The sequence below is a fragment of the Acidovorax sp. GW460-11-11-14-LB4 genome (assembly GCF_059423685.1).
Window position 1 is genome coordinate 1 of sequence record NZ_JBWKYJ010000104.1, and the last position, 11,780, is coordinate 11,780.

Consider the following 11,780-nt stretch of genomic DNA (forward strand, 5'->3'; position numbering starts at 1 on the left):
GGGTGGGGTGGGGCGAGTGCAACCCATTGCAAGGTGAGTACGGCAGGCGGCACACCTGCCCGTAGCGCTCGCCAGTACTAGAAAATCATGGGTGAGATGGCTGACGGCCCTAGCACTCGCTAACACGTGGGCCGGTAGTTAAATGTGTGGGCCAGACGCTAGAACACAGTGAATCGTATCCGCTGCGGTAACCCTGCCAGCGCAATGTGGCCCAGGCGGCGGCGTGGGCAGCGTGTTGGCACTGATGAAACAGCCTTCTTGCGATAAACGGGTGAACTGCGCTACTGTGTCGTTGTGGGGCCCCGGTCTTAAGCTGGCAGATCCGCACCTCGTTATCCAGCGTGGCCGTCGGGGCCCCCAGTCCCCGATCAACGGTGGTCCAGTCGTTTGCACTGAATACCGTATGTCTATTTGAAGGGCGCTCGTCTAGTTATTACTTGACCCGCATTTGTTCAATATATTCCTCACAGCGGTGAGGATCGTGAATCCCATATCGAATGCCGCAATACTCCAAAAATTGATTTTTTCGGATGCTGTCAAGTGAATCAAATGGATCGCGATCGAGTGTATGTTGTGCAGGGTTCCTGAAAAGAACTTGAAACGTTGGGGTTGTCTTTATAAAGGGGTTCCACGCACTCCCCACTTCATGGTCTCCAACGTATCGATCCAATCCAACAAAAAGCCATGCAGTCAGAAACAAAGAAAGTGTGCCGATAAAAAAGGCGATTTTTTTTGTCATATCAAGGTTTTGCAAGACCAAATTTTTTACGCAATTGCTCCGCAATGATCATTCCGTAAATTCCTGGGCATGCCCTGCTACTGCCCGCAGCTTGTGCAAATTCCCGATGCCCTCCAAGCCGTTTGATGGGAAAAAATTCGATCAAAGTTTGGACTAATTTTTCTGCTTTGGACATTTGCAGCTCCGATGGCTCATCGTGATTAACCGCGAGTTGATCCTTTTGCACGCCCAAGAACTCAGAAACCCCGGCTCGCACTCCCCTGCTTCGCGTAACGTTTGCGACACCAGGACCGTGCCGGGATGCCTCACCTCGGACGCTCAAGTCAGCCAGGAAAACCACTCCGATGACACCAGTGTTTGCCCTTTCAATGTGAGCTCCCTTGTGGCGAATATCAAGCGCTTCATAAACCACCCCTCGACAATCGATAGCATAGTGATAGCTAATTTGTCCGAAGCTATTCATATCGATTTTCTCGGCGTTCTTTAGGGCATCAACACCGTTCGCCCCACATGAAAATGAATTGCCTGCATGATGAATGGCGATGGACTGGTAGCTCCAGTCATTCTGGGGAATCTTGGCAGGGTTCAAAGCCTGCCACGTTTTTCGTTCAACAATATTTACCCGATCAATGATTACTTGCCTGATTTTCTCTTGATCAGCAACAAGGCATGCTGCGGTGGGATTGAGAATTCTTATGATATCTTGATTCAGGGCCCTGTGAGTCGAACCATGGGGAAGAATGATGGAGTCTGCGGGTGTGACGCCAATAATTTTTTGAAATACATGGATTGCTTGGAGTGTTTCAGTAGAAATTCTGCCATCTTCTTTGATGGGCTGATAGCCGATCTTGCAATTCATATGGCGGTTGAGAGCACGCTGAACCGCTTGTACCTCATGAGGGTTATTTCCGACAGTTTTCCCAATTGGCGAAGTGATTTTAATTTCGGCTATTATTAATATCTTATTAAATGGTGCTCTCTCTCAGAGAGTCTTGGTACGGAGCACTCATCCCTACTAGACGGCTGAGATACAGATTGGCAAATGTCAATCACAAAAAGCTCGACCTCATCAAACAGCCTGTAGGGGATTTTCTGAGAGCCCTAAGGGGCAAGTGATCACTGGGAATACCGCTTTCGGTGTTGTCGAGAGGCATTTGAGCAGCCTGCTACCCTGCGGTGCCTCCGCGGCAGCTCCATCGTTTAAGCACTGGTGGCGAGCTGTTCATGTCGTGCTCGGCAACACAAGACGCAATGTTTTTGTCGAGCGGCTTGGTAGCAGTGGCCGATGTCCCGGCGTATTCACAAGCTACCCAGTAAACGCGGTCGGTCGGAGCTAACAGCCACCGCGAGGTGAGCGTCTTGCCTTTGCGCTGCGCGCTGCTGGGCGCTAGTTGGGCCATCTCCTCTGGTGGCCCCGCGTAGAAGGAAATATTGGCAAGAGGATGCGTGTCGTTGCTGCTGCGGGTTTGCCAATCTGAAATAAGGGCGGGCGAGGGCGTCTGTTGGACCTGAATTGATGGTGGGCAAGCGGTGGCCTTGTGGGCCGCCGCGTTGCCCGGGGCCTCTTGCGCGATGGCAGCGCCGCTCGCGCTCAAAACAATCAGTGAAAGACTTAGGCCAAATTCATTCGTCATACCAATTACTCCACCACCGAGAACGCGTCGCCATTGTTGCTGGGGTCAACATATTTCCCGGTCTTGTCCTTTCCGAGAAACATCAACCGACGCAAGCGGATCGTGCCGCTGCCGGACCATTGATCGACGACCGTGATTCCCGATGCATCCTGAGACACATACAACGCCGCATGGTTGCCAGTGCCCTGGTTTGGGTACTTTCCGTTGACGAAGGTTGCGATGGCAGTGCCCTTTTTGAGCAGCATATTGCCTTTCACAGAGGCCCCTTCTCTCCAGAGCGATGAGGCTGGAGCTCTGGCGTAGTGCTTAACAAGTGCAACGCAGTGGTGCGTGCCCACGAGCGGTTGCTTGGCCAAGGACTCTGGGTTGTCGTAGATGTATGACATTCGTTTGCTGGCAAAGCCGCACAAACACACCTGTCAGGGCTCGTTCAGGCGTTTGGGGCGGCCGAATTCTAGGAGCGCCGCACAGCCGCAAAACGTGACATCGGAAACCGCTTGTGTGCAGATATTGGTGGCCGCTTGTCTGTCTGCGACTTGCACGAGCCCTACTCTGCCTGCAGATATAGCTCTGCCAATTCTTTCTGTGCGGCAGCGTCAATACCCAGCACGTCCACCAGATACGCCTGCAGCCCGCCAAAGTCGTTGTTCACCATGTGCAGGGCGGCATCCAGAAACTCTTCCTGAACACGCCACAGCACGCGCAGCACTTCTTCCGGCGCGTGGCTGCCCATGCCCGGTGGGCGCTGGTAGAGCGCGTTGGTGAGCAGGTAGTCGTGCATGACCACATCGCGCGGCACGCCCAGGGTCAGCAGGATGAGGGCGGCGGCAAAGCCGGTGCGGTCTTTGCCTGCGGTGCAATGGAACACGGTGGGCGTATCGCTGGCCAGCAGCAGGCGGAACAGCTCGGCAAAACGCGGGGCGTTGTCGTGCACAAAACCCCGGTAGGTGTCCTGCATCAGGCCCACGGCGTCTTGCGCCGTGAGCTGGCGGCCGGTGCGTTGCAGCTCCAGCGCGCGCTGCACCACGGTGGGTTCGATGTGCAGTGGGTGGTAGGCCACGCCGGGCAGTGCGTAGGCATACGCGGCGCTTTCGGCCTGGCCGCGAAAGTCCACCGCGCGGGCCACGCCCAGGTCTGCCAGCAGGGCCTGGTCCTCGGGCGTCAGGCCCGCCAGGTGGTCAGAGCGGAAGATGCGGCGCCATTTCACCGGGCGGCCGCCGTGGCCGGTGTAGCCGCCGAGGTCGCGGAAGTTGGTGGCGCCTGCGAGGGGGACGGACCGGGTGGGGGCTTGCTCTTGCTGCATGGTGCTTGGCACGGTTGAGTGGTGGGTGGTGGGTGGGGATACGAAAGCAACAAGGATAGTCGGGCGCTGCGGCAGCTGCATGTCGCACGGGTGGCTGGAGAAAGTCGAGTACGACGGCTGACTGGCTGACCAACCACCCCGAAAGCCGCCATCTGCGCCACGTCGATATGCAGAATGCGGGTATGCAGCGCTTGGTGCCCGTCCCCTCCGATTTGCAGCCTTGGCTGATGGCCGCCGTGGTGGTCAATGCCCCGGCGGCGCTGGCGCAATCGCATTTCCCGGCCATGGTGTCGAGCATGCTGGTGGTGCGGCTGACCGGGCAGGTGGTGTGCCGGGGCGCGCCCGTGCCGCAGTCAGCCTGGATGAGCGCAAGCACCATGGCCACGGCGTATGAACACAGCGGGCCGGTGCAGGCCGTGGGGCTGGTGCTGCAGCCTTCGGCAGCGGCGGCGCTGTTCGCCAGTGCGCGTGGAGTGGTGAACACGCTGCGGCCGCTGGCAGACCTGGTGGGCCTTGGGTGGGCGGAGGTGGAACACGCGGTGCGGGCAGCCGCGGACGATGGTGCGCGGCTGCAGGTGCTGTGCGACTTCATCCGCCAGTGGGTTGCGCCGCCATCGCCCTGCGAGGCGCGGCGGCAACAGGCGCTGGCTTTGCTACATGCGGCCAACGACGATGCAAAAGACGCAGGCCAGCGTCTGGGCCTGAGCCAGAGGCAGTTTGAGCGGCGCTTTGTGGCGCACTGGGGCATGGCGCCCAAGCAGTTTCAGGTGATTGCACGGCTGAACAGCACGCTGGGGAGCGCGCTGGCCGCGCCCGGCGGCCCGGTGGTGGAACTGGCGGTGGACCAGGGCTACTACGACCAGTCGCACATGGCGCGTGATGTGCGCAGGCTGGCGGGCCAGCCGCTACAGGCCCTCGTGCAGGGCAGCCGCAGCTCGGTCACCGAACACTGGCCCCTGCAGGTGGGCGCACAGGCGCAGCTGGGTCAGCCGCCGGAGGGGTCTGCGTCCCTGCGCAGGCGTTGAGCCAGGTACAGCGGCATCACAAACGCGAGCCCGATACCAAAGCAGGCCGCGATGCAGGCCCAGCGCCACGCGCCCAGGCGGCGGTCGGCCGCCACCCAGGCTGAGAACGCCACGGCGGCCAGGTACGCATCGCAGGTGATGCCGGTGGTGAGCGCATTGGCAAAGGCATCGCGCCAGAAAACATCGGGCATCACGCTGCCACCGCCCAGAAAGTACAGGGTGTTGAAGTACCAGGGGATGGCCAGACCCAGGGCGGCCAGCAGAACAAGAAAAACGCGCAGCAGGGGTTGGTGGTGGTGCATCGGTGCATGCGGCCCCCAAAGAAAGAGAGAGGCCTGGGGTAGTGAATCAATGCACCGATTGAATCTGTGCAGCCCCCTCGCCGGCTAGGAAAAAAACGACATGCCCACCACAGGCCTGCACGCCATCAACAGCTGGCCGCCAGCCGCTTACTGCGCAGGCGGTAGCGACGTGACTGCGCCATCCACCGGCAGCTCCTGGCTGCCCTGGGGGCAGGGCTGGTCGGTGTAGGTGGTGCGGCCGTCCCGCACGCATTTGCGCGGCTGCGGCGCCACGGGCTGGGATGCGCCCGCCTGCGCGGGGCGGGCCTGCGTGGCAGCAGGGCGCTTGTCGGGTGGCAGGGACTCGGGCCCGGGGCGGGTGATCTTTTTCCAGGCCTGTTCGGTCCAGGGTCCGGCCTGGGGCAGCCACTGGTCGGCGGTCCACCACGCCGCTGCTGCGGTGGCCAGCAGCAGTGCGGCCAGAAGGGACCAGAGGGCTCGTTCGCGGGGGCTGCGCATGGGGTGGGCCTGCAGTGGGGTGGATGACCACCAAGCTTAAAACATCACAGTGCCCCACCCCACACCGTCACTGCTGCCTGCCTTGGGCCGCAGGGCGCCCGTAGCGCGCCGTGAGTGTGGCCTTGCCCAGGCTGTTGGCGTTGATCATGTAGCCCGCCAGCGCAGCGGTGGCGTCGGCAGGCAGGTCCAGGCGCGGCACCTTGAGTGCGTGCACGGTGAAGATGTAGCGGTGCGGCGCATCCCCCTCTGGCGGGCACGCCCCGCCCCAGGCGGCCACGCCGTAGTCGATGCGCACATGGCTGGCGCCTGCGGGCAGCTTGGCGCCGCCAGCAGCACCGGCGTCGGGCTGCAGCTCGGTGACGCTGGCGGGGATGTTCACCACCGACCAGTGCCACCAGCCCGCGCCTGTGGGTGCGTCAGGGTCATACACGGTGACGGCAAAGCTCTGCGTGCCTGCAGGCGCACCGTTCCAGCGCAGCGCGGGCGACTGGTTCTCACCTGCGCAGCCGAAGCCCTTGAACTCGAAACGCTGGGGCAAGGTGCCATCCGCCGCAAAGTCGGGGCTGCTGAGCGTGAACGCCTGGGCGTGGGCAGCCAATGCCAGGCCGATGGTGGCAAGCGCCGCGATGGAGGTAAAAGCGCGACGGGGGCGTGAAAGTGGGTGGCTCATCCAAAAAGCTCCTTGCAGTAGCGGTGTGAAACAAGGACTTGATGGTGCGGTGTGCCACGCCTTCGCACTGGCCCGGCGGCATCAAAGGCTGTGCGCTGTGCGTCAGCCGCAGTAATCAGGGCCTCAGTTGCGAGGGCGGAAAGCCAAAACGTTCGCGGAAGGCCGCGCTGAAGCGGCTGTGCGACTCGTAGCCGCAGCGCGCTGCGATTTCGGACACTTGCAGCGTGGAGCTTTGCAGCAGCACCAGCCCCGTCTCCAGCCGCACATCGCGCAGGCACTGGCTCACGGTTTCGCCCTCTTGTGCCAGGCGGCGCTGCAGGGTGCTGGCGCTGGTGGCAAAGGCAGCGGCGATACGCTCCACCGTCCAGTCAGCCTGCGGGCTGGGGCCCACCAGGCGGCGCACCCGGTCGGCCCAGCCCAGCTCGCCGGGCGGGGCGAAGACGATGCCTGCCTCGGCCAGCATCAGCAGCACCTCGAGCGCGCGGTGTTCGCGCAGCGCCTGCGAGCTGGCATCGCTCTCTAGCGCGGCCAGGGCACGCCGGTAACTGTCTTCAAATGCCGCATCGGCCGCCAGGCCCGCACAGCCCTGCACCGCAGACACGGCCGCAAACTGGCCGAACTGGCGGTGAAACTGCTCCACCAGTTCGGGCGCAAAACACAGCAGTCGCGCCACATAGCGGCCTTGCGGGGCGGGGTCGTTGACCACCTCCCACTGCGCGCCACGCGGCAGCACAAACACCCGCCCGCTGGGATAGCGGTGCGCCCCGCCCGGTGTGACCAGGTGCTTGGTGCCAGAGACCACCCAGCCCACCGAATCCATGCGCACCGTGACAGTGTGGATGCGGTGGTGCACCGTGGTGGCAATCTGCAACGACAGTGCGGGTTCGACCATCAATCTCTCCCTTGCGGCTCACGTTCCATCATCCGCCCGGCCCCGTGCTGGTTGAGGACGGGCTGCGCGCGGTGGCAGCTTGCAGTCAGCGGGTGCGCTCCCGCGTCACGTTCACGTCGATATCGCCAAACACGGTCACGCCGCTCGCGCCCTGGGGCTGCTGCTGGCTGGCCGGGTCGCTGGAGCGTGCGGAGCCTGTGGTGGTGCAACCCCCCAGCGCAGCGGCAACCGCGAGTGCCACCAGCGCGGTGCGGCAGACGCTGCCCGCCATCGACGCGATAGGCACCATGTTCAGCGGCTTCATCATTCGCCGCCCAGGTGGTTGCCCAGGATGCCCGCCAGCTCAAACATGCCCGCGCTGTCCTTGCCGAACACGGCGCGCAGCTTGTCATCGGCCACGATGGTGCGCTTGTCCTTGGGGTCTTGCAGGTTGTGGGCCTTGATGTATTCCCACATCTTCTTCACGGCCTCGGGGCGCGCCACCGGCTCGGTGCCGATCACGGCGGCCAGCGCTGCGCTGGGGGCCTTGCCTGCGGCGGCCTTGCGCGGGGCTTTGGCAGCCGTCGTTTTGGCTGCGGCCTTCTTTGCAGGGGTTTTTTTGGCGGTAGCGCTAGTGGCTTTTGCCTTGGTTGCTATTGTTTTAGAAGCGGCGCCCGGACGGGGTGGGAACTTGCTGGGTGCGAATTCAAAGTTGACCTTGCCCGCCTCCTTGTCCCACGCCAGGTGGGCCTTGAAGTTGCGGCGCGTGCGCATGCTCACGAACTTGTCGAGCAGGTCGGTCTTGCCGGTCTCCAGCAGCTTGTGCATCTGCTCGCGCTCCACGGGCTGCTGCAGGATGATCTTGCCGCTCTTGAAGGTGCAGCTGGGCGTGGGCTGCGCCGCGGTGGGCACGGCCTTGCTGCACACATAGTTGCTGCCGTGTTCGTGCACTTCCGATCCGCAGATGGGGCAAGGGCCGAGCGCGGCGTCTTCAAACTCCACGATCTCGCCGGACTCTTCGCCCTTCTTGTCGTCGCCGAAGTCGAACTCGAGCTTGTAGTTGTGCGCCTCTTCGTCGTACTTGATGACGATCTCGGAGGTGAAGGGCCAGCCCGCCTTGGAACGGAAGCCCTCCAGCGGGCCGATCTTCTTGTCCCGCAGCAGGGCATTGGCCTCTGCCGTCTCGAACGTGCGGCCTGCGGGTGATTTGCCAAAGCTGAATCCACAAGGCTCCGCGCCCGCCTTGCCCACACAGGCAAAGCGGCGGTAGTTTTCCTTCACCACACCGCCGCAGTTGGGGCAGGGCGATTCAAGTGTGGCGTAGTCGCCGGGGATAGTGTCGCGGTCGTATTCCTTGGCCTTCTTGACCATGCGCTCGGTCATGGCGGCGATCTCGGCCATGAAGGCTTCGCGGCTCAGTTGGCCCTTTTCCATTTGCGAGAGCTTGTACTCCCACTCGCCGGTCAGGTCGGCACGGCAGAGTTCTTCCACTTCCAGCCCGCGCAGCAGCGTCATGAGCTGGAAGGCCTTGGCCGTGGGGATGATTTCGCGGCCCTCGCGCAGCATGTACTTTTCGGTCAGCAGGCCTTCGATGATGGCCGCGCGTGTGGCTGGGGTGCCCAGGCCTTTTTCCTGCATGGCTTCGCGCAGTTCGTCGTCGTCGATCTGCTTGCCCGCGCTTTCCATGGCGCCCAGCAGCGTGGCTTCGGAGTAGCGGGCGGGGGGCTTGGTCTTGAGGCCCTTGGGGTCGGCGGCCAGGGTGTTGACGCTCTCGCCAGGCTTCACCGGCACCAGGTTCTGGCCCTTGTCGCCGTCCTTGCCGCCTTCCACTTCGTCGGCGGCTTCCTTGCCGTAGATGGCCAGCCAGCCCGGCTTGACCAGCACCTTGCCTTCGGTCTTGAAGCTGTGCGGGGCCACGGTGCTGATGCGCGTGGTCACCGTGTATTCAGCGCTGGGGAAGAACACCGCCATGAAGCGGCGCACGACCAGGTCGTACAGCTTTTGCTCGGCTTCGCTCAGGCCGCTCGGTGCCTGCAGCGTGGGGATGATGGCAAAGTGATCGCTGACCTTGCTGTTGTCGAAGATGCGCTTGGACGGGCGCACGTAGTTGTTGTTCAGTGCCGTGAGCGCGTGGGGCGCCAGGTGCCGCATGCCGCTGTCGGCCAGCATTTCAAAGGTCTGCTTGGCCACCGGCAAATAGTCTTCCGGCAGCGCGCGCGAGTCGGTACGTGGGTAGGTCAGGGCCTTGTGGCGCTCGTACAGGCTTTGCGCCAGGGCCAGCGTGGTCTTGGCCGAGAAGCCGAACTTGCCGTTGGCCTCGCGCTGCAGGCTGGTCAGGTCGAACAGCAGGGGCGACGCCTGGGTGGTGGGCTTGCTCTCTTCCGTGACCGTGGCCTGCTTGCCGCGCACAGCGTTGGCTATTGACTGTGCCTCGGCGGCGGACCACACACGGTCCGCGCGCATTTCCACATCCTCGCCCTTCTTCCACTTGGGGTCGAACCACTTGGCGGGGTACTCGCCGGCTTCCGCGCCAAAGGTGGCGTGGATTTCCCAATAGTCGCGGCTCACGAACTTGCGGATCTTTTCCTCGCGCTCCACCACCAGCGACAGCGTGGGCGTCTGCACCCGGCCCACGGTGGTCAGGAAGAACCCACCATCGCGCGAGTTGAACGCCGTCATGGCCCGCGTGCCATTGATGCCCACCAGCCAGTCGGCCTCGGAGCGGCTGCGGGCCGCGCTGGCCAGGCCCGCCATCTGCTGCTCGGTGCGCAGCGCATCAAAGCCGTCGCGGATGGCCTGGGGCGTCATGGACTGCAGCCACAGGCGCTTGACCGGTTTGCCCAGGGGCTTGGCGCCACCGGCGTACTGTTCGATCAGGCGGAAGATCAGCTCCCCCTCGCGGCCCGCGTCGCAGGCGTTGATGAGCTGTGTCACGTCCTTGCGCTTGGCCTGCTTGACCACCGCGTTCAGGCGGCTCTTGGTCTTGTCCACGGGCTTCAGGTCAAAGTACGGCGGGATCACAGGCAGGTGCGCAAAGCTCCACTTGCCGCGCTTCACGTCAAACTGCTCGGGGGCCTGGATCTCCACCAGGTGGCCCACGGCGCTGGTGACTACATAGCGGTCGTTCTCGAAGTGGTCTTCGTGCTTCTCGAACTTGCCCGCCACGGGGGTCAGCGCGCGCACGATGTCTTGCGCCACCGAGGGTTTCTCTGCAATTACCAGGGTCTTGGTCATTTTTTGGTTTCTCGCCAGTCTGGCTGTCCGGCATCCGGCCGGTCGCTTCTACAATTCGTTGCCTCACGCGTACACGCGCACGCGCATGTGTGCATATTCAAGTTAACAGAGTTTTTGCCATGCCCCGCACCGCACCGCCTGCAACCCCGACCCCCGCGCAGGGCCGTCGCATCCAGACCCGGCGTTCGGGCGTGCACGGCAAGGGCGTTTTTGCCGTGCAGGATATTGCAGAGGGCGAAGTCCTTGTCGAATACACGGGTGAAGTGATCGGCTGGCAGGAGGCGCAGGACCGGCACCCGCACGACCCCTTGCAGCCCAACCACACGTTCTACTTCCATGTGGATGAAGATCACGTGATCGATGCAAAGTTCGGTGGCAATTCGTCGCGCTGGATCAACCACAGCTGCAACCCCAACTGTTATGCCGACGAGCGGGACGGCCGCATTTTCATCACCGCGCTGCGCAACATCAAGGCGGGCGAAGAGCTGAACTACGACTACGGCCTGATCATTGAAGAGCGCTACACCCCGAAGCTCAAGGCCGAATACCCCTGCTGGTGTGGCAGCCCCAACTGCCGGGGCACGCTGCTGGCGCCCAAGCGCGGCTGGGCACCTCCCGTGCCGCTGCCGCCGTCCAAACCTTCCGCCAAGGCCGCCAAAAAGGCCCGGCGATGAATGCCCCCATCCGCTGGCCTGCCGAGGCCGTCTGGGAAGCGGTGTCACCGCTGTTACCGGGCTTTACCGTCGAGGTGCTGCCCACCATCGACTCCACCAATACCGAGTTGATGCGCCGTGCGCGCAACGGCCAGTGCGATCCCACCCTGCTGGTGGCCGAGCAGCAGACTGCCGGGCGCGGGCGGCTGGGGCGGGTGTGGCAAAGCGATGTGGGGGCTTCTCTCATGATGTCCTTGGGCCTGCCGCTGGCTCCCCAGGATTGGTCCGGCCTGTCGCTCGCCGTGGGGGTGAGCGTGGCCGAAAGCCTGCAGCCCGTGCTGCCTGCCCTGGGGGCGGGGCAGCCTGCGCGCGTGGGGCTCAAGTGGCCCAACGACCTCTGGCTGGGCGGCGCCGCGGGCGACCGCAAGCTGGGCGGCATCCTGGTGGAAACGGCCAGTTTTGTGGCGCCCCAGACTGCGCCCTCGCAGGCCAGCACCAGCACAAGCACCGCGCGCTACGTGGTGGTGGGCATTGGCATCAACGTGCTGCCCCGCAGCCCCGAGGGCATGAGCATGCCCCCCGGCAGCCTGCAGGATGTGGAGCCGGGCCTGGACGCACCCACCGCCCTGCTGCGCATCGTGCCGCCACTGGTGGCCATGCTGCAGTCGTTTGCGGGCTATGGGTTTGCGCCCATGCAGCCCCGCTTTGCGGCACGTGATGTGCTGCAGGGCCGCGCGGTGACGCTGAGCGACGGCCACACCGGCACCGCGCATGGCGTGGGCGATGACGGTGCGCTGCTGGTGCACACAGCCGGTGGCATGCAGGCCATCACCAGTTCTGAAATCAGCGTC

The 11,780-nt window shown here is 63.3% G+C and carries 14 protein-coding genes; 3 read left to right on the plus strand and 11 right to left on the minus strand.

Features of this window, described 5'->3' with window-relative positions:
• Positions 1-433 precede the first annotated feature (433 nt).
• The 5 genes from AC07X4_RS22575 to AC07X4_RS22595 form a co-directional block, all read right to left on the minus strand.
• Positions 434-739, minus strand: coding sequence for a hypothetical protein (locus AC07X4_RS22575; RefSeq protein ID WP_494741384.1), 306 nt, complete (start codon positions 737-739; stop codon positions 434-436).
• A 1-nt stretch (position 740) separates the two neighbouring features.
• Positions 741-1,598: a peptidoglycan recognition protein family protein gene (locus tag AC07X4_RS22580; protein ID WP_494741385.1), complete on the minus strand. Its 858-nt coding sequence runs from the start codon at positions 1,596-1,598 to the stop codon at positions 741-743.
• A gap of 307 nt (positions 1,599-1,905) precedes the next feature.
• On the minus strand, positions 1,906-2,373 hold the full coding sequence (locus AC07X4_RS22585; RefSeq protein ID WP_288853156.1) for an STY0301 family protein: 468 nt from the start codon (positions 2,371-2,373) through the stop codon (positions 1,906-1,908).
• A gap of 5 nt (positions 2,374-2,378) precedes the next feature.
• On the minus strand, positions 2,379-2,759 hold the full coding sequence (locus tag AC07X4_RS22590; protein WP_146191169.1) for a BPSL0067 family protein: 381 nt from the start codon (positions 2,757-2,759) through the stop codon (positions 2,379-2,381).
• 161 nt (positions 2,760-2,920) lie between these two features.
• Complete coding sequence (locus tag AC07X4_RS22595; protein WP_494741386.1) at positions 2,921-3,676, minus strand: tyrosine-protein phosphatase; 756 nt, start codon at positions 3,674-3,676, stop codon at positions 2,921-2,923.
• A gap of 182 nt (positions 3,677-3,858) precedes the next feature.
• On the opposite strand from AC07X4_RS22595, the gene AC07X4_RS22600 reads away from it, so the two are divergent.
• A complete protein-coding gene (locus AC07X4_RS22600) occupies positions 3,859-4,701 on the plus strand; it encodes an AraC family transcriptional regulator (RefSeq protein ID WP_494741387.1) in 843 nt (280 codons plus the stop codon).
• On the opposite strand, the gene AC07X4_RS22605 is transcribed toward AC07X4_RS22600, so the two are convergent.
• From AC07X4_RS22605 to AC07X4_RS22630, 6 genes are all read right to left on the minus strand, one after another.
• Positions 4,662-5,003: a DUF2834 domain-containing protein gene (locus AC07X4_RS22605; RefSeq protein WP_494741388.1), complete on the minus strand. Its 342-nt coding sequence runs from the start codon at positions 5,001-5,003 to the stop codon at positions 4,662-4,664. The genes AC07X4_RS22600 and AC07X4_RS22605 overlap by 40 nt on opposite strands.
• Positions 5,004-5,150: 147 nt before the next feature.
• Positions 5,151-5,501 (minus strand): DUF4124 domain-containing protein, encoded by a 351-nt coding sequence (locus AC07X4_RS22610; protein ID WP_494741389.1) that lies wholly within the window; start codon positions 5,499-5,501, stop codon positions 5,151-5,153.
• Between the two features lie 67 nt (positions 5,502-5,568).
• On the minus strand, positions 5,569-6,171 hold the full coding sequence (locus AC07X4_RS22615; protein WP_494741390.1) for a YbhB/YbcL family Raf kinase inhibitor-like protein: 603 nt from the start codon (positions 6,169-6,171) through the stop codon (positions 5,569-5,571).
• Between the two features lie 115 nt (positions 6,172-6,286).
• Positions 6,287-7,063: a helix-turn-helix transcriptional regulator gene (locus AC07X4_RS22620; RefSeq protein WP_494741391.1), complete on the minus strand. Its 777-nt coding sequence runs from the start codon at positions 7,061-7,063 to the stop codon at positions 6,287-6,289.
• An 85-nt stretch (positions 7,064-7,148) separates the two neighbouring features.
• Positions 7,149-7,367 carry a hypothetical protein gene (locus AC07X4_RS22625; protein ID WP_056057588.1) on the minus strand — a complete coding sequence of 73 codons (219 nt, stop codon included), beginning with the start codon at positions 7,365-7,367 and terminating at the stop codon, positions 7,149-7,151.
• Complete coding sequence (locus tag AC07X4_RS22630; protein WP_494741392.1) at positions 7,367-10,276, minus strand: DNA topoisomerase III; 2,910 nt, start codon at positions 10,274-10,276, stop codon at positions 7,367-7,369. The genes AC07X4_RS22625 and AC07X4_RS22630 overlap by 1 nt, the downstream gene beginning before the upstream one ends.
• Positions 10,277-10,395: 119 nt before the next feature.
• Between AC07X4_RS22630 and AC07X4_RS22635 the strand changes: the two genes are divergently transcribed.
• Positions 10,396-10,950 (plus strand): SET domain-containing protein, encoded by a 555-nt coding sequence (locus tag AC07X4_RS22635; RefSeq protein ID WP_056056636.1) that lies wholly within the window; start codon positions 10,396-10,398, stop codon positions 10,948-10,950.
• The coding region (locus AC07X4_RS22640; protein ID WP_494741393.1) for a biotin--[acetyl-CoA-carboxylase] ligase at positions 10,947-11,780 on the plus strand (834 nt) is incomplete at its 3' end. The genes AC07X4_RS22635 and AC07X4_RS22640, both read left to right, overlap by 4 nt.